Origin of the sequence: Caldicellulosiruptor naganoensis, from assembly GCF_026914285.1 — a bacterium.
GTDB classification, from domain to species: Bacteria; Bacillota; Thermoanaerobacteria; order Caldicellulosiruptorales; family Caldicellulosiruptoraceae; genus Caldicellulosiruptor; species Caldicellulosiruptor naganoensis.
Genome location: NZ_CP113864.1, coordinates 841,441 through 862,944, shown reverse-complemented (window position 1 = coordinate 862,944; position 21,504 = coordinate 841,441). Strand labels below are relative to the sequence as shown.

The 21,504-nt window shown below is 35.9% G+C and carries 23 protein-coding genes, 2 pseudogenes and 1 riboswitch; of the genes and pseudogenes, 2 read left to right on the top strand and 23 right to left on the bottom strand.

Annotated features, from left to right (window positions below):
- Positions 1–42: 42 nt before the first annotated feature.
- From OTJ99_RS04095 to pdxS, 18 genes are all read right to left on the bottom strand, one after another.
- On the bottom strand, positions 43–999 hold the full coding sequence (locus tag OTJ99_RS04095) for a C40 family peptidase (protein ID WP_045165121.1): 957 nt from the start codon (positions 997–999) through the stop codon (positions 43–45).
- 5 nt (positions 1,000–1,004) lie between these two features.
- Positions 1,005–1,168: riboswitch (cyclic di-AMP (ydaO/yuaA leader) on the bottom strand.
- A 90-nt stretch (positions 1,169–1,258) separates the two neighbouring features.
- Positions 1,259–1,900 carry a lactate utilization protein gene (locus OTJ99_RS04090; RefSeq protein WP_045165122.1) on the bottom strand — a complete coding sequence of 214 codons (642 nt, stop codon included), beginning with the start codon at positions 1,898–1,900 and terminating at the stop codon, positions 1,259–1,261.
- A 5-nt stretch (positions 1,901–1,905) separates the two neighbouring features.
- Complete coding sequence (locus OTJ99_RS04085; RefSeq protein ID WP_045165123.1) at positions 1,906–3,144, bottom strand: ABC transporter ATP-binding protein; 1,239 nt, start codon at positions 3,142–3,144, stop codon at positions 1,906–1,908.
- 5 nt (positions 3,145–3,149) lie between these two features.
- A complete protein-coding gene (locus OTJ99_RS04080; RefSeq protein ID WP_045165124.1) occupies positions 3,150–4,160 on the bottom strand; it encodes a FecCD family ABC transporter permease in 1,011 nt (336 codons plus the stop codon).
- Between the two features lie 29 nt (positions 4,161–4,189).
- The gene (locus OTJ99_RS04075; protein ID WP_235374636.1) at positions 4,190–5,134 is read right to left on the bottom strand and encodes an ABC transporter substrate-binding protein; all 945 of its coding nucleotides are present in this window, start codon (positions 5,132–5,134) and stop codon (positions 4,190–4,192) included.
- 48 nt (positions 5,135–5,182) lie between these two features.
- On the bottom strand, positions 5,183–5,503 hold the full coding sequence (locus OTJ99_RS04070; protein ID WP_045165125.1) for a glycine cleavage system protein H: 321 nt from the start codon (positions 5,501–5,503) through the stop codon (positions 5,183–5,185).
- A 14-nt stretch (positions 5,504–5,517) separates the two neighbouring features.
- Entirely contained in the window at positions 5,518–6,021 is a 504-nt protein-coding gene (locus OTJ99_RS04065) for a TlpA family protein disulfide reductase (RefSeq protein WP_045165126.1), read from the bottom strand.
- A gap of 27 nt (positions 6,022–6,048) precedes the next feature.
- A complete protein-coding gene (locus OTJ99_RS04060; RefSeq protein ID WP_045165127.1) occupies positions 6,049–6,696 on the bottom strand; it encodes a cytochrome c biogenesis CcdA family protein in 648 nt (215 codons plus the stop codon).
- A 17-nt stretch (positions 6,697–6,713) separates the two neighbouring features.
- A complete protein-coding gene (locus OTJ99_RS04055) occupies positions 6,714–7,361 on the bottom strand; it encodes a coiled-coil domain-containing protein (protein WP_045165128.1) in 648 nt (215 codons plus the stop codon).
- Positions 7,322–7,720 carry a type II toxin-antitoxin system PemK/MazF family toxin gene (locus OTJ99_RS04050; RefSeq protein ID WP_235374709.1) on the bottom strand — a complete coding sequence of 133 codons (399 nt, stop codon included), beginning with the start codon at positions 7,718–7,720 and terminating at the stop codon, positions 7,322–7,324. Before OTJ99_RS04050 ends, OTJ99_RS04055 begins: the two co-directional genes overlap by 40 nt.
- Before the next feature lies 1 nt (position 7,721).
- Positions 7,722–8,042, bottom strand: a complete 321-nt coding sequence (locus OTJ99_RS04045) for a hypothetical protein (RefSeq protein WP_045165130.1) — start codon at positions 8,040–8,042, stop codon at positions 7,722–7,724.
- A gap of 110 nt (positions 8,043–8,152) precedes the next feature.
- On the bottom strand, positions 8,153–9,316 hold the full coding sequence (alr, locus tag OTJ99_RS04040) for an alanine racemase (protein ID WP_045165131.1): 1,164 nt from the start codon (positions 9,314–9,316) through the stop codon (positions 8,153–8,155).
- 118 nt (positions 9,317–9,434) lie between these two features.
- Positions 9,435–9,557, bottom strand: a complete 123-nt coding sequence (locus OTJ99_RS04035) for a hypothetical protein (RefSeq protein WP_269015422.1) — start codon at positions 9,555–9,557, stop codon at positions 9,435–9,437.
- Positions 9,538–9,870: a hypothetical protein gene (locus OTJ99_RS04030; RefSeq protein WP_235374637.1), complete on the bottom strand. Its 333-nt coding sequence runs from the start codon at positions 9,868–9,870 to the stop codon at positions 9,538–9,540. The genes OTJ99_RS04035 and OTJ99_RS04030 overlap by 20 nt, the downstream gene beginning before the upstream one ends.
- Complete coding sequence (locus OTJ99_RS04025) at positions 9,860–11,395, bottom strand: bifunctional ADP-dependent NAD(P)H-hydrate dehydratase/NAD(P)H-hydrate epimerase (protein WP_045165132.1); 1,536 nt, start codon at positions 11,393–11,395, stop codon at positions 9,860–9,862. The genes OTJ99_RS04030 and OTJ99_RS04025 overlap by 11 nt, the downstream gene beginning before the upstream one ends.
- Before the next feature lie 6 nt (positions 11,396–11,401).
- Positions 11,402–11,773 (bottom strand): holo-ACP synthase, encoded by a 372-nt coding sequence (acpS, locus tag OTJ99_RS04020; protein ID WP_045165133.1) that lies wholly within the window; start codon positions 11,771–11,773, stop codon positions 11,402–11,404.
- Between the two features lie 255 nt (positions 11,774–12,028).
- Positions 12,029–12,595 carry a pyridoxal 5'-phosphate synthase glutaminase subunit PdxT gene (gene pdxT, locus OTJ99_RS04015; protein ID WP_045165134.1) on the bottom strand — a complete coding sequence of 189 codons (567 nt, stop codon included), beginning with the start codon at positions 12,593–12,595 and terminating at the stop codon, positions 12,029–12,031.
- Between the two features lie 3 nt (positions 12,596–12,598).
- Positions 12,599–13,495, bottom strand: coding sequence for a pyridoxal 5'-phosphate synthase lyase subunit PdxS (pdxS, locus tag OTJ99_RS04010; RefSeq protein WP_045165135.1), 897 nt, complete (start codon positions 13,493–13,495; stop codon positions 12,599–12,601).
- Between the two features lie 91 nt (positions 13,496–13,586).
- On the opposite strand from pdxS, the gene OTJ99_RS04005 reads away from it, so the two are divergent.
- Together OTJ99_RS04005 and OTJ99_RS04000 are read left to right on the top strand one after the other, a co-directional pair.
- A complete protein-coding gene (locus tag OTJ99_RS04005; RefSeq protein ID WP_045165136.1) occupies positions 13,587–14,978 on the top strand; it encodes an aminotransferase-like domain-containing protein in 1,392 nt (463 codons plus the stop codon).
- A gap of 3 nt (positions 14,979–14,981) precedes the next feature.
- Complete coding sequence (locus tag OTJ99_RS04000) at positions 14,982–16,109, top strand: M20 family metallopeptidase (protein ID WP_045165137.1); 1,128 nt, start codon at positions 14,982–14,984, stop codon at positions 16,107–16,109.
- On the opposite strand, the gene OTJ99_RS03995 is transcribed toward OTJ99_RS04000, so the two are convergent.
- The 5 genes and pseudogenes from OTJ99_RS03995 to OTJ99_RS03975 all read right to left on the bottom strand — a co-directional run bounded on the left by OTJ99_RS03995 (position 16,095) and on the right by OTJ99_RS03975 (position 21,495).
- Positions 16,095–16,685, bottom strand: coding sequence for a type 2 periplasmic-binding domain-containing protein (locus tag OTJ99_RS03995; protein WP_045165138.1), 591 nt, complete (start codon positions 16,683–16,685; stop codon positions 16,095–16,097). The genes OTJ99_RS04000 and OTJ99_RS03995 overlap by 15 nt on opposite strands.
- Positions 16,686–16,808: 123 nt before the next feature.
- Positions 16,809–18,416, bottom strand: a pseudogene (locus OTJ99_RS03990) (peptide ABC transporter substrate-binding protein).
- Positions 18,417–18,471: 55 nt separating this feature from the next.
- Positions 18,472–19,440, bottom strand: a pseudogene (locus OTJ99_RS03985) (ABC transporter ATP-binding protein).
- A gap of 23 nt (positions 19,441–19,463) precedes the next feature.
- Positions 19,464–20,480, bottom strand: coding sequence for an ABC transporter ATP-binding protein (locus OTJ99_RS03980; protein WP_045165139.1), 1,017 nt, complete (start codon positions 20,478–20,480; stop codon positions 19,464–19,466).
- Positions 20,481–20,517: 37 nt separating this feature from the next.
- Positions 20,518–21,495, bottom strand: a complete 978-nt coding sequence (locus tag OTJ99_RS03975; protein WP_045165140.1) for an ABC transporter permease — start codon at positions 21,493–21,495, stop codon at positions 20,518–20,520.
- Positions 21,496–21,504 lie beyond the last annotated feature (9 nt).

Here is a 21,504-nt window from a genome sequence, read left to right as displayed (position 1 = left end):
AAAGGGGCTTTCCTTTCTTGCAGGGAAACCCCTTTGTTTTTTTTACCTTATTACTCTTTTTGCCATCATGAATGATGTACCATACTTTGAGGTAAGGTTTGAGATTGTTACACATCTTCTTGCACTTGATGCATGAATATACTGTCCGTTACCAATATAAATTCCTACATGGTTTATATAGTTCCTTCCACCGTCTGTGTCAAAAAATACCAAATCCCCAGGTTTTAACTCGCTCGGTGAAATTCTCACACCGTTTGATGCTGCCATGTCAGCTGCCGTTCTTTCTAACCTTATTCCAAAGTTTCTAAACACATACTGTACAAATCCTGAACAGTCAAAGCCTGTCGAAGGAGACGACCCCCCATAGCGATAACGTACACCTAAAAAGTTTTTGGCAAATTCAAGTATTCTGTCAGCTAATGTGCCGTTGTAAGCTACCTCATTTTCTCTGTCATACCCACCACGTGAAGACATTTTTGTAGAAGAAGTACTCGACATTTTTAAAAGGTAATATGCCATATATCCAACTACGCCATCTGCTGTTTTTACTTTTATCCACCCGTTTTGTTCTCTTGACAAAATGTATACTTTACTACCTTTCGATAGAGTCTTAAGTATCTTTGAGGATGTTGACTTATCACTTCTGACTCTTGCATTGTCTTTTAAAACTGTTGCTGTTGGCATCTGAGCAACCGTTTGTTTTGATGTCGCAGAACTTTTTACTACATTTGACACCTTAGCATCTTTCGTGAGTTTTATGTAATCAGCTTTAACGTATCCAACAATACCATCATACGAAATCTTGACCCATCCACCAGAAGATGTTAGAACCTGTGCCTTAAAGCCTTTTGGAAAAACTCCTAATATCTTTGCAGAAGTTGAAGGAGCACTTCGAATGTTAACCGTAGTTGTTGCTTCTGCTGTCTTTGCAAAACCTTTGATACTCCATGTTATAAACAACAAAAACACCAAAACTCCAATTAAAGCTTTTGTGTTCATTAAAATACTCCCTTCTTTTTGGGCTTACGGGATTAGCTGACGGGTTCGGGACAAGAAGGACATCCCTACGGCAGCCAAAGCTTGCCGATTCACCCCACTATAAAGCTGGTTCTCCCGCTGCATGGGGCAAATTTTACAAATCACCCCATGCATTCAGCCACTATTATTAATTATTTTGATGTTACTATTTTATTATAATTTTGGTATTACGTCAACCTTTTTTTACGAAATTGTTACACAAATGTTTCTATAGTATTACTTAGAATCCCAAATCCTCTTTTACAACTATAACCTTTATACGCCCTTTTACCGGGTGTCTTCTTGTGACCACAATGTGGCTACATATGCAATCGCTGCTCAGGCAGTCATGGCACTTGCCTGAAGAACTGCAAGGTGTGTTCTTTGAGAGTCTTTTTGCATTCATAGGTGATGCAATGTTTCTCACCCTGTTTATACCCTCTTGTTCGTTCAAAACAAGCTTATTTATCCCCACAATTACTATCACATTTTTTGGTCCAAACATCAAAGCTGCAAGTCTGTTACCATTGCCATCAATATTGATGAGTTTACCATCAAGTGTTATGGCGTTTACTGACATTAGATAGTAATCTGCCCAAAACGATTTTCTGTAAATCTCTCCTATATCTTCAGCACTCAAACCCTCTTTGTACCTGTCTAAAAAGTTAAACTTCCCATTTCTCAAAAAATCAATTACCCCACACTCAAAAAGCGTCATTGAACCTCCACACGAAACCACTGAGCCCTCTTTTATTATCTTTTCAAGCAAAGATACAACATCTTCCTTCCTCTCTACAATAAAACATTCAAAGTTTCTCGCCTCTAGATTTTTCTTTAAAGTTTCAAGATTTATATCAATCCACCACTTTTTGTTTGGATTCATTTACATTACCTCCCTAAAATTTTAGCGTTTTCTTTTTGAAGTAGAGATTTTAACTCTTTTAGGCTATTTACAACCACAGCTTTTTCCTTGAGATTATTATAAAGATTTGTGGCAATACCACCGGTAAAATCACGCTTTGAAATATCCTCTTTTTCTATAATAAACAGTTTTTTTGCAAACCGTAGCGCTTCAAGATTTTTTATATTCTGAATTCCAAATGGAATATTACAAAGAATACAGAAGTCTGCTTTCTTTATAAACTCAACATTTTCAATATACTCTTCTTCTCCAATTGGCATAAACGGTTTTGTAAAAATGGTGTAAATTGATAGAGCTTGAGCGGTCTCATAGTCAGTGTCGTTTGTAGCAAGAACACCTGTTGTAACTTTAAACCCCATTTCAACTAAAATCTTATAAAGCTCCTGTCCCGCACCACCACCTGCTACAACATGCACATGAATACCATTTTCGTCTTCTTTTTGAATAAGTTCTATGTCATATATTCCAAAAGGATTTTTATATACGATGGCATCTACATTGTACACCTTTTTTATATTCTCTGGATTTATCACATCCTGTGGTCTTCCAAAATCTACAATCTTGCCATGTTTCATCAAAAATACAATATTGCAAAACTTCGCTGCAAGCTTTATATTGTGAAGTGCCATTATAGCAATCTTGCCTGTTTTTACTTCATTTTTTACAATATCTAAAATCCTTTCTTGATGTGTAATGTCAAGGTTTGAATTAGGTTCATCTAAAAGCAAAATCCTGCTCTCTTGCGCAAGCACCCTTGCAAATGAAGTTCTCTGCCTCTCACCACCTGAAATCTGCAGAATACTTGATTGCTTCTTGCTCGTGAGATTTACCATATCTATCTTTTCTTCAGCAATCTTCTTGCTCTCTTTGTCATTTAAAAATCTACTTTTTTCATGAGGGTATCTTCCCATCATTACAACATCAAATACCGTAAAAGGAAAGTTTGAAAATATATTCTGGGGCATGTAAGAAATTATCCTTGCTCGCTGCAGATCAGAAAGCAAAAAAATATCTGTTTGATTATAATAAACCTTCCCCTCGAAAACTTTAGCAACCCCAGCCAAAGCCTTGATAAATGTACTCTTTCCGCTGCCGTTAGGTCCAATTATCCCATATACTTTTCCTTCTTCAAATTCTATTTTATCTTCAACTTCAACTATCGGCTTTGCATATCCACACTTAAGGTTTTCGATATAAAGAGGCATAGTTTTTAGATTGTCACCTCATTTTCGCGCTTTTTTAAAAGGTACAAAAAGTATGGTGCACCAACAATTGAGGTTATAATCCCAACCTTTACCTCGATTGGTGAAAACAATACCCTTGCAATTGTGTCGCACACTGTCAAAAAAATCCCACCGCCCAGAATTGAGGCAGGAATGAGTTTTCTATAATCACTTCCTACAATAAGCCTTAAAATATGTGGTGTTACCAGCCCCACAAATGAAATCGCACCTGATACTGAAACTGCAATTCCTGTTAAAAGAGAAACTAAAATTAAAAGCCGTTTTTTGAGTCTCTCAGGGTTAACACCAATTGTATAGCTTTCTTCTTCTCCCAATATTAGAATGTTTATCCTCTTTGCAAAAATAAGTGAACACAGTATCAAAAGAGCAAGAGGTACAAAACTTATCTTTACATGTGTCCAGCTGCGGCTATCAAGCCCACCTAGCATCCAAAATATATATTCGCTCACCTGATACTGATTGATGTTTGAAAGGATAAGTGAATTTATTGAAGAAATAAAAGTAGATACAGCAATACCAATTAAAATTAAATTCAAGATTGGGGTTCTGCCATTTTTTGTTGCAAGCCTGTATACCAAAAAAGAAACTAAAAGAGCCCCTACAAATGAAAAAGCAGGCAAATAAAATATGTTTACTGTATTTAGTGAAAGGGCTATACATGAAATTGCCCCCAAGCTCGCACCGCTTGATGTTCCAATTATTCCTGGGTCTGCCATAGGGTTTCTGTAAAGTCCTTGCACAAGTGCTCCTGCAACAGACAAGCTCATGCCCACAATCATAGCAATTATTATCCTGGGAAGTCTAATCTGGCCTATGATTGTCAAATCCATCTCGTTGACCCCAGCTACTTTAAAACCAATGAGTGAAAAAAGTGCCTTTAAAACACGAAGGGGAGGGATAAATACACTTCCCACCCCTATTGATATCACAAATACTATTAAAAGTATTACGCACAGTACTACAAAAACCTTTTTCAATACTTACCACCACTTCAAAATCTTTCGTATTATTTAAACAGATATGGATAAGCAGCCTTTGCTAAGTCGTAAACACCTTCTACAATGTAATGCGAAACTGTCTGAATGTGCCTGTCGTCAAGTATAATTACTGCATTGTTTTTAACAGCTTTCAAGTTTTTGAAAGCAGGGTCTTTTTTGAATTTCTCTACATATTGCTGAGAAGTTTCCTTAGGATTATATGAAACTGATGGAATGACAATTATGTCTGGGTCCCACTCTAAAATCTGTTCTTTTGTAATTGTTGGCCAGCCTTTCAAACCTGCAACAGCAGCTATGTTTATAACTCCTGCATATTTTGCTATTTCATGTTGGGTAGTATTTTTGCCATATGTAGAGTTAAAGTAATATGTGTAGAAAAGAACATATTTTTTCTTTCTGAGATATTTTACCTTTTTCTGAACAGCATTTATTTTGTCATTCATGTATTTTATAAGAGCCTGCCCCTTTTGAATTTCACCTGTTAGTTTCGAAAGATTGATAATCTCCTGCTTTATATTCGCAAACGAATTTGGATTTAAGCTCACATATATAGGACACCTTAAACCTTTCTTTAAAAGGTCATATTTAGCCTTGTCAATGTAATAGGGCACTATTACAAGGTCAGGCTTTGCAGCAATTATCTTTTCAATGTCATTGCTTGAATATCTACCTTTCACATTTTTAGCCAAGTTCACAACGTTTGAATTGTTCTTATCATCTGCAAATATAGAAAGACCTATAATTCTGCTTGGTGAAACCATGTTCAAAAGAATTTCATCTGTCTGAAGCGCCAACGAAAGAATTCTTTGAGGTTTTTGTTTTACTGTAATGCTATTACCTTTTCCATCTTTTACTGTAACCGGAAAGTCCGCAGCATGTGAATAAAGTGGTATTAGACTTATCGCAAGTGCAATCAATACAACAATAGCAACAATTCTTCTACCCATTCTCATCAGTATTCCCAACCCCTTTATCTGTAAATATTCACTTGTACCATTATATCACACAAGTTGCTCTATGTCTATACTAATTATTTCTGTCTCCTCTGGAAATAAATTTAATATAGTAGGATCATAACACAACTTACAATTAGCACGTCTTATAAAGCCGCTAATAGGAGATTTTAATGTATATGTTTTATAAATTGTCTCAATCTTTGCAAATTCTTCACCCTGCTGAAGATAACCATTAGTTTTTAAAAATTCAAATATGACAATATCTCCAAGTTCTCTTTCAAGACTTTTGGTAATACCTATTGATGCTAACGACCCATTTATTTCAACCCATAAATCCCCGTACAAAAGTCTTTCATTGTAAAGCATCTTTTTCAGTCCCTCTATTTTTGTTTTATAAATCTCTCAAGTTCATCGTATGTCATCATACCAACCTTTTTTGCTACTACTCTGCCATTTTCATCCAATAAAAATGTTGTAGGTATCCCATCTATGCCAAAACTTGAAGCAATTTTACCATCTTTATCTAAAAGCACAATGTAACTTATTCCCATTGATTTTAAAAACTCTTCAACTGTCTTTTTGTCCTCTTGAATATTCACTCCAATTAAAACTATGTCTTTATTATTTTGATGAAACCTTTCAAAATCAGGAATCTCAGCTTTGCATGGTGGACACCAAGTAGCAAAAAAGTTTAAAATCACCTTTTTGCCCCTAAAATTTGAAATTGAATACTCTTTACCATCAACAGATTCAAGCGTAAAATCAACAGCGCCCTCAACTTTTATTTGCGACTTTGTTCGTGGTATAAATTGATAAATTAAAAGACCAATAAGTAGTGCTGCAACTATTATAAAGATAACACTTTTTGTCCTTTGATTCAACATAAAATTTCACCTCTGATTCAAATTTTATCACCTCAGGATATTTATCTTGTCGAAAAAGACAAGGGCTCCAAAAACTATCATCAGGACTCCTGTTAAATACTCTACTGTTTTGACATGTCTGTTCATGAAATTAAAAAAGCCTTTTAGCCTTTCTGTAAAAAGAGAAGCTAATAAAAATGGCAAGGCAAAACCAATAGAATAAAATACTAAAAGCATCACCCCTTTTACAAAAGTCTTTTGCACAGCAGCCAAACTTAAAATTGATGCCAAAATTGGTCCTACACAAGGCGTCCAGCTGATACTCAAAAGCATCCCTAAAATCAGAGGAGTTCTTTCTTTTTGATCGTTACCATTACCTCCTATAGGTATAAAAAACCTTTTGAAAAAATCTGGTGACAAGTCAAGCATCACCAGACCCATCAAAATTAAGATTATTGCTGCTATCTTTGTAATTGCCCATTTATACTGGGAAAATAGAGTTCCAAACAGCGCTGCCACACTTCCAAGCGCAACAAATACTATGCTAAATCCCAGTACAAATAAAAATCCACTTTTTATTTTGCCTCTTCTTTGTGAAAAGATATAAAGAATGTAAATGGGCACAAGTGGAAGAATACAAGGTGAGAAAAAAGACAAAAAACCTGCCACCACTGCTGAAATTACACTTATTTTCATTCTCTCATACTCTCCTGCTATTTTATTTTATACCCACCATTTACTATTACCCATACATCATTTACAGCCTTAAATCCTCTCCCGTCACCTTTTACCACCAATAATAAATGATTTGCAGGAAGCTGTACACCATTTCCAATATCCTTTGCAGCTGTCAAATCAATTATAGATGTTCCTTTGGGAACTATTGATATCGCTTTTCCTACCCTTACAATAAACTCTGTCGATGCGTCAAATACAATAACCTTGCCTTTTGGCAACTTTATTACCTCATACCCTTTTGTAGAAGTAAAACCACTTTTTGATTGACCTTGGGCCTGATTTTGCCCTTTTATCTTCGTCTCCAAATCAGAAACTTGTTTTTTTAGTTTCTCCAGTTCTAAAGTTAAAGTAGAAAGCTGTTTTTGAAGCTGGGCAACCTCAGCATTGTTCGATGTGGTGTTGCTTACTTTGTTAATTTTTGTATTTAATTCATTTATCCTCGAATTTATGTAACTCTCTAACTGGTCAATTTGCTTTTTGAAAAATCCATATGTTATGAGTGCGTCCTTGTCAATTGACTGGTTAGATGCAAAAATTACTCCACTGCCTATTGCCAGCAATACAATAGCTACTATTGTTAGATTTAAGCCTTTTTTATACCAGCGCCTTCTTTCTTTTTCCAATCGTATCCCTCCGTTGTCCATTCTATCAGCCCAAGACTAATCAATATAGCCCTATTTACCTTTTCCATAACCTCATCAGAAAGCTTGCCAACCTTGTTTTTAAGTCTTACTTTATCAATTGTTCTTATCTGTTCAAGCAAAATAACAGAGTCCTTGGTAAGTCCAAACTCACCTGCATGGATTTCAACATGGGTGGGAAACTTTGCTTTGCTAATCTGTGAAGTTATTGCAGCAACAATTACTGTTGGACTGTATTTATTCCCAATATCATTCTGAATCACTAGCACAGGTCTTATGCCACCCTGCTCAGACCCAACATGCGGAGCAAGGTCGGCATAAAATATGTCTCCTCTTTTAATTTCAAACGTCTGATTTTGGTTTTGATTTTGTTGCAGCACTTTCTTCACTCTCCGCTATCCTACTTTCTTCAAATTTATAAAAATCATGGTATAAGTCTTCATATATTATATTCTCATACTTGACAAGCCCCTCAAAGTCAAGAGCTAACCATTCATTTGCAATTGTCCTGTTTAAATCTGCATATTTTTTATAACAACTTTTAAGATCTCTTTCAATTCTTCGCATCCTTCTTCTTTGTGCAAATGGTCTCAAAAAGCCATTTTCATACAAATCCATACTGCTATATTGCAAAAGATATTTCATAATTCGTATCTGCAGCATCTAATTTCCCCCTTACAGAACAAAATATACAAGAAACAATCAAAGCGGAATAGCGGATGAGCTTATTACCATTATAAATTCTTTAAGTAGTTTAAATCAATGTAAATTTTTTATAAGATGTAGTTTAATATTTTGACAACTCGCCCATCCTTGATATAAACGCGTGGAATTCTTTTGCTTACAGAACATATCACTTCATAGTTTATAGTGCCAATTTGCGATGCCAAATCATCTGCTGTAATTTCTTTTTCCCCTTGTCTTCCTATGATTACAACCTCATCACCAATCTTGACATCTTTTATGTGAGTTACATCCACCATGCATTGGTCCATACATATATTCCCTACAACCTTCGCATACTCTCCATTGATAAGAACATACCTCTTCTCACTTCCAACTCTCGTAAAACCATCAGCATAACCAATGGGTATTGTAGCAATCTTACTTTTGCATGGTGTTATATATCTTCTGTTATAACTTATAGGATATCCTTTGGGTACCTCCTTGACATTGATTACTTTCGCTTTGATAGACATAACAGGTTTTAAATCAATTTCTTTTTTCACAGCCTCACTTGGATAAAGCCCATAAAGTACAAGCCCAAGCCTTACTATATCAAGTTGATACTGGGGGAAACGGATTGCCGCAGCACTGTTTGCAATATGCTTATATTTAAAGTATACCCCATTTTTATTTAGTTCTTTCACAAAGTTTTCAAATTTTAAAAATTGATCGGATGTAAAATCATCAGACTGCGGGTCATCTGCTGAAGAAAAATGAGAAAATATACCCTCAAGCTCAATATTCGAAAGATTTGCTATCTTTATTACGGTAGCTATGCTCTCTTCATTGCACAAAAAACCAATCCTTCCCATACCAGTATCAACTTTGATATGTACCCTTGCTTTTTTCCCTACCTTTTTTGCAGCCTCATTTAAATAATACGCTTGCTCAAATGTATAGACTGTTTGACTAATGTCATTTTCAACAACCTGATCAGATAGGTCAAAAGGAGTAAATCCTAATATCAAAATTGGAACATCAAAGTTGTAATGCCTCAGCTGCAGTGCCTCATCAATTATTGCAACAGCAAGCATGTTAATACCATTTCTAACTAAAACCCTTGATACCTCAATTGCTCCATGCCCGTACGCATCAGCTTTGACAACAGCCATAATCTGGGTATTAGGCAAAATCTTTCTTTTGATGTTATTGATGTTGTAAATAAGGTTATCAAGGTTTATCTCTGCCCATACACGGCTGTACAAATACAACTTTCTTTCATCCCTTTCTGAACTTTTTATATTCCGTCAGGTAGATTGTCTTTATAAATCTTTCATCTTGATAGATTACAGCTATCTTTTTTAGCTTTCAATTCTCAAAATAGTAGTGCTAATATCTGATATCATCTTTTAACTCAAGTGTTATTATGGTAGATTCGGCTTGTTTCACTATAGAGTACTTTTCGCTATTTATAAGCTTATCAATATAGTATTCAAAAAATATCTTCTGCAATGTTTTTTAACTCTCTCCCCTCTAATATAATTTTACCATCTTCCTTGGTTATCTTTATTTTTCTTTCGTCCTTTTGAAATTCTGCTTTTACCTTTCCATTTACTCTTTGTTCAGAAAAATAGTATTTTGATACCAATTTATTGGAAACTATCTCTACAGATCCTTTTGCAATGTAATCTGGATAGATTTTAAGTGTGCCTTGAGTGCTGCCGCTTTTACAAGAGGCAAGTAAAACCATGATCAGTATTGCAATCACAATAAAAGAAAGTATCTTTGATTCTAACATTTTCTCTATTTTTATATCAATCCTCAATTACTCTCCTGAAAGCAATATCAAGGTTTTCAATTATCTCTGAAGGCAAAATAGTTTGCACTGTTTTTCTTTCAAGCAAGATATCAGCAGAGAGTGAATGCAAATAAACAGCAAGTTTGGCTGCATCTAAGGCGTCATACCCTTGAGAGAGCATTGCTGAAACTATTCCAGTCAGAACATCTCCGCTTCCACCTTTTGCCATACCAGGATTACCAAGGACATTAATAAAAACTTTGTGACTATCTGTAATTATAGTTCTTGCACTTTTTAAAATGCACACACAATCAAACCTTTTTGAAATTTCAAGAGCTGCATCAATGGGATTTTTAGCCACATCATCCACATCACATCCAAGTATTCTTGATGCTTCTTTGTAATGTGGTGTCAATATTTTGCATGCCTCATATTCACGTAAAAGAGAATGCAGCTCTTCACTTTTTGCCAAAACATTCAAACCATCTGCATCTATTACAATAGGTATTTGAAAGTTTTTCAAAATATGAATCAATATCTTTTCAGTCTCCTCTGATTGGGTAAGACCACATCCAAATGCAATGACATCAAGCTTTTGCAAAAACTCCTCTTTCTTTTTGAACCCTTCAAAAGTTACTATACCATCTTTACTTTCAACTGGCATCAAGATTATCTCCGGATATCTAAAATTATGCGTAACTACATTCTCAGCTGGTGAGAATAAAAAACATAGCCCACATCCACTTTTAACACAAGCATTTGCACAAAGAATGGAAGCACCCGGGAAGAATTTTGACCCTGCTACAACCCCAACTTTTCCATAGTCACCTTTGTGTGTATCAGGATAGCGATAGAGCTTTTCAAGATTCAGTTCTTCCTTAGTCAAAACTTTAGTATTTACATTCTCTGCTAAAACCTTAGGAATACCAATGTCTTTTACAATTAGCTTACCACAAAGATGCGTCCCCGGATAAAGGATATTTCCAACTTTAGGATACATGAAGGTAATTGTTTTGTTTGCTTTTACCGCAACGCCTTTTATCTTACCTGTGTCAGAACAAACACCACTTGGAATATCGATAGAATAAACATAGGCTTTCGATGAGTTTATGTACTCAATTACCTGCTTGTACAGCCCCTCAACATCTCTTGTAAGACCTATCCCGAATATCCCATCAACCACAATGTCAAATTTCTTTTGATAAAGGCTTGTTATTACTTCTTCATTTAGCTTTTGAATGTCAGCCCCTAAGTTTTTTAATACTTGTAAGAAAACTTTTGAAGATGGTGTTACTTCTTCACCGAATATAAATATATGAACATCTTTTGACTCTTCTAATAGATAGCGCGCAGTGACAAAACCATCGCCGCCATTGTTCCCTTTACCACAAAAAATGGCAATCTTCTTGTCTTTCAAGCATCCAAAATCCTTTTTGATTTCTTCAAATACACAAAACCCAGCGTTCTCCATCAAAACAACTTCAGGAATTCCAATTTCAGCTGTTGCTTTTTTATCAATCTCTTTCATTTGCTGAGAAGTTAGAACATACATCTTTTCTCACTCCTCTTTTTCAGCAACTGCACATGCAACAGCTACCAGCCTTTGATGAGAGATACTAAGGACAATGTTTTTGATCTTTAAATTCTCACAAATTTCTTTTGCCTTGTTATAAAGTATTACCCTTGGACAGCCGTTTTTATCTTTTTGTATTTCAATGTCTTTAAATCCAAACACCACTCCTGTTGAAAGTGCTTTTGCAACAGCCTCTTTTGCCGCAAAATACCCTGCTATTGTCTGGATATTGTAGTTTTTCGAACTTATATATTCAAGTTCCCTCTGAGTAAATACTCTTTTCAAAAATTTGTCAAATCTTTTCATACTCTTAAATCTTTCAACCTCAACAATATCAACCCCTACATTGAATATCATCTTTGAAATTATTCCCCTTTTTTTGTTAAAAAATTACTCAAATTTTATTTGAAAAACTACAAAAAATAAAAGTGGGAGGGGACAAAACATGAGTTTTATTACCTGTTCGTATCCATGTAAATATCAAAAGGATGGATACTGCCTAAAAACCCATATTTGCCCACCATCAAAATATAACGCGAGTTTTTGCTTATTTTTTGAGCCAGAAGAAAATTTCAAAGAAAAAAAAGAAAAAGAAAGAAAACAACTTTAAGTTTATTTTACCACATTCTCAATAAAGAAAGAATGCCAATAATTTTGAGAAGTGAGCTCAGGATGAAATGTTGTTGCAAGAATCTTCCCTTGCAACACAGCAATAGGAGTGTCAAGCTGCGCTAAAACTTCAACATTTGAGCCAACCTCAACTATCTTTGGGGCCCTTATAAAAACACATTCAGTTGTTTTATTTAACCTTGGCACAAAAACCTCTTTTTTGAAGCTGTCAAGCTGACTGCCATAAGCATTTCTTTCAATTACTATGTCAAGCAATGGCAAAACACCACTGCCCTGGTTTTTTATACTCTTTGACAAAAGAATTGCACCTGCACAGGTTCCCCACATTGGTAGACCCTGTTTTGCCAGCTCTAAAATTTTATCCTTCATCCCAGTTTCTATCAAAAACTTTCCTATTGTTGTGCTCTCTCCACCTGGTAAAATCAAACCATCTACTCCATCTAAATCTTCGTTTTTCTTTACTAAAACCGGCACACATCCTTGTTCCTCAACTTTTTTTACATGCTCTATAACTCCACCTTGAAATGCCAAAACTCCAATTCTCTTCAACGTTTAATTCCCCCTAAACTGCAAAAGTTGGTCGGCCGACAAGCCCCTTAAATCAATTCCTTCCATTTCCTCACCAAGATCATACGAAATTTCAGCCAAGATCTTTGGATCATTGTAGTAAGTTGTTGCCATGACAATTGCCCTTGCTCTTTTTTCGGGGTTTTTTGACTTAAATATTCCAGAGCCAACAAACACACCATCTGCTCCAAGCTGCATCATAAGCGCTGCATCAGCTGGTGTTGCAATTCCACCTGCTGCAAAGTTCACAACAGGAAGTCTTTTTAGCTCAGCAGTTTTCTTCAAAAGTTCATATGATACACCTAATTCCTTTGCATATGCGTAAAGCTCATCTTCATTTAAAGATGCTGCATAAGCAATCTGTTTGTTAATCCTTCTCAAGTGCCTTACTGCTTCAACAACATTTCCTGTGCCGGCTTCACCTTTTGTTCTTATCATAGAAGCACCTTCTTGGATTCTTCTGAGTGCCTCTCCTAAATCCCTTGCACCACAGACAAAAGCAGCTTTAAACTTCCATTTGTCAATATGATGCTCCTCATCAGCAGGTGTTAAGACTTCACTCTCATCTATATAGTCAATACCCAAAGCTTCTAAAATCTGTGCCTCAACAAAATGACCAATTCGCACCTTTGCCATAACAGGAATTGAAACAGCCTTCTTAATCTCTAAAATGATTTTCGGATCTGCCATGCGCGCAACCTTGCCCTCACGCCTTAGGTCAGCTGGAACCTTCTGAAGTGCCATCACAGCCACAGCACCTGCTTTTTCGGCAATCTCTGCCTCTTTTGGCGATGTTACATCCATAATAACACCGCCTTTTAGCATCTGCGCAAGGTTTTTATTCAGTTCATATCTTTCATTTACATTCACAACTTCGCTCATAAAGTTGCACCTCCGTATCGATATAATTTATTGAACCCTTTTGTCCATTTTATTATAATTAAAATAAACTCTGTGTAAAGGCAGGATAGCCATGTGTGTATCAATACAGTTTGATAAAAGTTCAAAAAAGCCTCTTTATGTTCAGCTCTATGAAGCTATTAAAGAAAAGATTTTATCCGGTGAGTATAGCTATATGAAAAAGCTTCCGCCAGTTAGGAAACTTTGCAAGGAATTAAAAGTCAATCTTTCCACTGTTACAAAGGCTTTAAATCAACTTCAGATTGAAGGATATATTAAAGCAGTTCCTGGAAGTGGATATTATGTTGTGTACAACGAATATCAAGATAAAGTGATATTTGAAGAAGAAATACTACTGTCCTCCTCAGTTGAAACTATAAACCTTGCATCCTCAAAACTGCCATATAGTTTATATCCTATTGAAGAGTTTAAATCATCTATAAATGCTGCCATTGACAGCTTTGGTCCACAGATTTTTGACTATGTTGAACCTTTTAAAAATCCTTTAAAGGAATATTTGGTTGAAGACTACTTAAAAAAATTTAAAATTTATACCAACTCTTCAAATGTAATAATTGTCTCTGGTGCTCAGCAAGGAATAGAAATAGTGGCAAAAAGTTTCCTAAAACCAGGCGATACAATATTTATGGAAAACCCTTCGTATTTGGGGGCATATCATATTTTCAATAATATGCACCTAAATATCATTGGAATCGACATAGACCAAATGGACCAAATTGAAGACTATGTTAAAAAATTTTCTCCGAAAGCCCTTTATATAATTCCATTTTCTCAAAACCCAACCGGCATTTCGTATACTGAGGAATACAAAAAATATTTGTGTGAGATTGCTGAAAAATACAACTTTTATATCATTGAAGACGATTTTTTGAGTGATATAGCAACAGAAGAAGAGAGTTTTCCTATAAAAGCTTATGATAAACAAGACAGGGTTTTCTATATAAAAAGCTTTTCAACAATTACTATGCCAGCCTTAAGAATTGGTTTTGTGGTGGCACCCCTGGAGTTTTCCGATGAGGTTGCATATTTTAAATCTACAGCAGATATCTCAACATCGCTGTTTATTCAAGTATGTTTTGCGTACTTTTTGAAAAATCATTTTGACTTGTATATTCAAAAACTAAAATCATATATCCAAGAAAAGAGGAAACTGTTTCTAGATTTGATTAAAGAATATAACCTCTCAAAAAGGCTATTTACACAAAATCCAAAAGGTATTTTTGTATCATTCTTACTGCCACCAAAAACCTCTTCAGCATATATTTACAACAAGCTAAAAGCTGAAAAGGTACTGATACAGCCTCATACATGTTTTTATCATAAACCAAATTCTATCAACTTTTTCAGAGTTAGCTTCTTAGATTGCAACAGCCTCGAACTTAAAACTGGAATTGAAAAGATAAGAGATGTTCTAAACTCAATCCTACAAAAGGAAGGTGAATAACCCATGGAATTGCGACCAAATAGCATTAGAGAAGCAATTGAGAAGAATCTAAAAGTTGCTGAAAATATTCAAAAAGAGCTGCATAACTCGCCTGAGCTTTCATTTGAAGAATATAAAACACAAGAATTTATAAGAAAAAAATTAACTGAATGGGGAATAGAAAACTATCCAGTTGCAAAAACAGGAGTAATTGGAGTCATTAATAACTCAGATGAATGTATTGCCATCAGAGCTGATATGGACGCAATACTTGTTGATGGAAAACCCAAGCATGCTTGTGGCCATGATTTTCATATGGCAATTGTACTTGGAGTTGCAAAAACATTAGTTGACATTGGATATAAAAAATGTGTGAAATTTATTTTTCAACCTGCAGAAGAAGGTCCTGGTGGTGCTAAAAAAGTCATTGAAGAAGGAGGGCTTAAAAATCCAGACGTAAAAAAAATGATAGGGTTTCATGTGTGGCCAAACCTTGATGTTGGAAAAATTGAGATCTCAAACAGTGCTATCATGGCAAGTGTGGACGATTTTGAAATAGAGTTTATTGGAAAAGGTGGACATGCCGCAATGCCAGAGCTTACTAAAAATCCAATCTACCCAGCAATAGACTTTATACAAAGTGCGAACAACTTCTTCTGTGCATACTCTAAAAAGACATCTCCTTTTCACGTATCATTTTCGTCTATTTGCAGTGGGGAGACTTACAATGTCATTGCAAATACATGCAAGATAAAAGGTACTGTGAGGACATTTGATAGTGAGGTTCAAAAATTTATATACGAAAGCATACAACATCTGGCAAAGTTTTCGGCTCAAAAATATAATTGTCAAGTTAATGTTAATTATTACTTTCAATATCCACCTTTGATTAACAATCCTCAGATTGCTGAAGAGTTTTCAAATATAGCAAAAAGGCTGCTTGACAGTGAAAATGTTAAAGAGGCACAAATTAGTTTTACAGCTGAAGACTTTGCATTTTACTGCCAAGAAGTTCCCTCACTTTATTTTAGGCTTGGAATAAGAGAAAATAGCAAAGGAGAAAATCCTTTGCACTCACCTTTTTTTGATGCATCAGAAAAGTGTATTTTCTACGGAATATACCTTATTGTTAATTATTTACTTACTACTTAAAAGAGCAAGCAGTACCTTTTGTGCACGTGAAAACTTATTGCTCCTTACATAGATAGCAATGTATTTGTTTTTTGTATCAAATCCATATTTTTTAAGTATTTCAACGTTGTCTGCCTTAATGCCATATAAATCCTTTGTGGATTTGTCTTTTTCCTTAACGTAACATGTATCATCAATAAATTTATTTAGTTTGTTTTTGCTTACAAAAGACCTCAAGGAATAGAATGCTCCATTTTGAGCATAATTTGTAAAGAGTTTTTTATCAAGGATATAAATATCACCTTCACCAGCTGCAAGCATCACCATGAGTTTTTGCATAAATGCAAATTCTTGTTCAGATTTAGGAGTATCTCCTGTGTAGAGAATCTGGTCAATATAGATTTTATCGCCTGACTTTTTTTCAAGCTCAGATATCAATTTTTGTGCATTATCATCGCCTATGAAATTGCCAACAAGAACAATTCTTACTTTTTTGTTAATATCATCTGAACTGCTGGAACAGCCTTGCAGTAAAAGCATCAAAAAGCTTATAAGAATAAGTAAACTCAGAGTTTTCTTAAGATTTATTTTAAGCATTCAAAATATCACCTGCCTTACTCGATTTTGAAAACGTAAAATACCAATCTTTTTAAAAGCAAAAGGGGAAGAGCTATCTCAATTTATAACAGCTCTTCCCTTAATATTTTACTTCACTTTTTTTTACTTTACAATCTTTGCGTACATGAAGTAGTTAAATCCAAGTGGAAAGATGTAGTAATTCTTTACATAGTCTCTCAGAAGCTGTCCTTTTACATAGAAGTAGATTGGAATAATAGCATACTCCTGCATCAAAATCTTCTCTGCTTGCATCATGTATTGCATTCTCAGTTTTCTGTCTGCTGTCTTCTTTGCTTTATCAATAAGTTCATCATACTTCTTGTTGCTCCAGTTGGTATTGTTGTTATCACTGTATGATGTAAATAGGTCTAAGAAAGTCATTGGGTCAACATAGTCACCAAGCCATCCATCTCTTGCAACCATGTAATCTTTCTTATGTCTTCTCTCTTGCAATACCTTCCATTCCATGTTGGAAAGTTTTACTTTTATTCCTAGCTTCTGCCACATGTTTTGAATAGCCTCTGCAATCTTCTTGTGCCCTTCACTTGTATTGTAGATAATTTCAATTTCTGGGAAGCCTTTGCCGTTTGGATAGCCAGCTTCAGCCAATAATTTCTTTGCCTTCGCTAAATCAGCTCTAACTGGCAAGTAATGACCGCTTTCTACTCTAAAGTCTTTTGAAATACCCTTGATACCATATGGTACAAATCCTGTTGCTGGCTTTTGTCCAAGTTTCCCTATATTTTCTACGATATATGTTCTATCAATTGCAAGTGAAAGTGCAGCTCTTACTCTCCAGTCATTAAACGGTTTTAGTTTGCAGTTGACATCATAGTAATATGTGCCAAGAAGTGGCCAAATCTTTAGCTTTTTCTGTTTAATTAATCTTGGAATCTCTTCTGTTGGAACAGACTCTGCTCCGTCAACCTGTCCTGCTTCGTATGCTAAGAGGTTTGCTTTATCGTCTTCTGAAAGCTTGTATACTATTTTTTCAAGTGTGATTGATTTTGCATCCCAATAGTTAGGATTCTTCTTAAATTCAATATATGAGTTGTGAACCCACCTTGTCATTATAAATGGACCATTGCCTATATACGTTTTTGGGTCAGTTGCTCATTTGTCACCATACTTTTCAACTATATCTTTTCTTACAGGGAAGTATGTTGGGAAGTTTGTCAGGTCTAAGAAATATGGTGTTGGTGCTTCTAATCTTACTTGCAATGTTCTTGCATTTAGAGCTTTTACACCAACATCAGATGCTTTTGCCTTTCCTTCATTAAATTTACGACCGTTTTTGATGTAGTAAAGCTGATAAGCATACTCTGAAGCTGTTTTTGGATCTAAAGCTCTTTTCCATGCATACTCAAAATCATATGCTGTAACAGGTTTGCCATCTGACCACTTTGCATTTTTTCTTATATAGAAAGTGTAAGTAAGACCATCTTTTGAAACCGTCCATTTCTCAGCCATACCAGGTACAGTTTCACCTTTCGCATTAACCCTTGTCAAACCTTCGAATACATTAATGATAATGTTTGCAGCATCAGCAGCAGTATTTAAAGCAGGGTCAATAGTTTTTGGCTCAGCACCGTTGATGTAGGTAAAAACCTGTTTTGAAGCTGCCTCTGTTGACTTGTAATTAGAGTTAATAAACAGACCTGTTACCAAAAACATCACCAAAATAAACGCAGCAATAAGACGCTTTCTCATAAACACTCTCCTCCTTTTTGTAAAAATTTTTTATTTATCTTTACGCAGCTTGCCTCTACTTTCTATCCATCAGATGGCAAGCTATGTAATGACCAGCCCCAACATCTTTTAGTTGTGGCTCTTCTTCCTTGCACCTGTCAAATGCATATTTACACCTTGTTCTAAATCTGCATCCACTTGGCGGATTTAGCGGGCTTGGAACATCGCCCTCTAATATAATCCTTGTTCGTTCTCTGGAAATTTTTGGGTCAGGAATAGGTATTGCAGAAAGCAGTGCTTGTGTATATGGGTGCAAAGGCTTATCATAAAGTTCATTGCTCTCTGCAAGTTCCACCAGTTTTCCTAAATACATTACTCCAACTCTATTGCTTATATGCTTTACCATTGAAAGATCATGTGCAAAGAACAAATATGTCAGCCCAAGCTGTTGTTGCAGGTCTTCAAGCATATTTACAATCTGAGCCTAAATGGAAACGTCAAGTGCTGATATTGGCTCATCACAGATTATAAACTCAGGCTCAACAGCAAGCGCCCTCGCAATCCCTATTCTTTGCCTCTGCCCACCAGAAAATTCATGAGGGTATCTGTTTGCATGTTCGCTATTTAGCCCAACAAGCCTCAATAACTCTTGGACTCTCTCTTTTTTCTCATTGCCCTTTGCAATGTTGTGAATTTCAAGTGGTTCACCTATAATATCACCTACAGTCATTCTTGGGTTTAAAGACGCATAAGGGTCTTGGAAAATCATCTGCATGTGTTTTCTATAAGGTAGCATGTCCTTTTTTTTGTTATGTCTTTGCCTTTGAATATAATCTGACCACTTGTGGGTTCATAAAGCCTTAGTATTGTCCTTCCAGTTGTAGACTTTCCGCATCCACTTTCACCAACAAGACCAAGCGTCTCGCCTTTTTTTATAAAAAGGCTAACATCGTCTACCGCTTTGATATAAGCCTTTTTGCCAAATCCACTTTTTTACAGGGAAATATTTTTTGAGGTTCTTTATTTCAATCAGGATTTCTTCCAAATTTTTTCACCTGCCTCTTTTCTCTACTCGTTTGCTGCCTTTGCCCTGCTAAGTAGCTCTTGGGGAGCATATTCATGATTTAGCCAGCACCTTGCCTGATGACCATCGCCTACTTCAAAAAATGGTGGTCGTATCTCTAAGCACACCTTCATTGCATAATCACACCGTGGTGCAAAAGGACATCCTTTTGGCGGCTTTAGTAGGTCTGGTGGCTGACCTTCAATAGGAACAAGCCTTTTCTTGAGTCCTAAGTGCATCTTTGGCACAGACCTCAAAAGTCCCCATGTGTAAGGGTGTTTTGGATTGTAGAATATATCATCAACACTTCCCTCTTCCACAACTATTCCACCATACATAACAATAACTTTTTGACATATATCAGCAACAACTCCAAGGTCATGTGTAATAAGTATGATTGACATTTTTAGCTGCTGCTGAAGTTTTTTAAGAAGGTCTAATATTTGCGCCTGTATCGTAACATCCAGCGCAGTTGTTGGCTCATCCGCAATCAAAAGCTTTGGATTGCAAGACAGTGCCATTGCAATCATTACCCTTTGGCGCATACCACCCGAAAACTCATGAGAGTACTGAGAAAGTCTTCTTTCAGGGCTGGGTATTCCAACCAGCCTTAACATCTCAACCGCTCTTTTTTTAGCCTGAGCAGTTGAAACTTTGTTGTGAATCTTTATCGCCTCAATCAGCTGATTTCCTATTGTAAAAACAGGATTCAAAGAGGTCATTGGGTCTTGGAATATCATACTGATTTTATTCCCTCTTATATCCCTCATCTCTTTTTCAGACAGCTTTAAAAGGTCCTTTCCTTCAAATATAATCTGACCATCTACAATTTTTCCTGGTGGCGCAATAAGTCTCATTATAGACATTGATGTTACACTCTTGCCACTTCCAGATTCACCTACAATGCCTACCGTCTGTCCTTTATATACATCAAACGAAACATCGTTTACTGCTTTGACTTCACCCACATGGGTAAAAAACGAGGTTTTCAAGTTTTTAACTTCAAGCAGCTTATTGGCCAACTTCTTTCACCTCAAATTCTATTAGTTATGAAGATAATTACTTCCTCATTCTTGGATCAAGTGCATCTCTAAGTCCATCTCCAAACAGGTTAAATGCCAATATTATCAAACACAATAAAAGGGATGGGAAAAATAGTCTGTAAGGGTAATATATAAACCCATTTATTCCATCGGATGCAAGAGAACCAAGCGATGGAACAGGTGCATCAACACCAAGCCCTATAAAGCTCAAGAAAGATTCTGTAAAAATAGCGCTTGGAATCTGCGGTGTAGCTGTAACAATGATTGACCCCATGGCATTTGGAATAAGGTGCCTGAGCAAAATTTTCTGGCCACTTGCACCAATTGTCTTTGCAGCTGTCACATACTCTTGCTGTTTTAAACTCAAAATTTCACCACGAACAATTCTCGCCATTGATATCCAATATGTTAATCCCAAGGCGATATAGATACAAACAAGTGGTGCTCCTACTGTTTGAAGTCCGCTTAAAAAGGCATATTTATCAAACAGCTTTTCTAACGCAGGCTTTAGTGACACTGAAAGAAGAATTACGTAAATCATCAAGGGCACGCTGTATAAAATATCAACTATTCTCATCATTATGTTGTCAACTTTTCCACCTATATATCCGGAAATTCCCCTATACAATACACCAATTACAATGTTTATTATTGTTGCAACAATACCAATAGACAGGGAAATTCTCATACCATATAGACATCTTACAAAAAGGTCTCTTCCTAATTCATCAGTTCCAAACAAGTGCTTAAGCGATGGCCCTAACGCCTCATGTCCACGAAGCTGCTCATCATACCTATATGGCATAACCATTGGCCCAACTATTGCAAGGACTATAAAAAATACTATTGCCCACATAGAAGCCATTGCAACCTTGTTAGCTTTGAGCCTTCTCCACGCATCTTGCCAATAGCTCATGCTTGGACGGACTATAGTTTCATACTGTTTTTCTTCTTTTGAGACTGGTACAAAAAGATCTCTCGATATATTCTCCATTATCTTCTT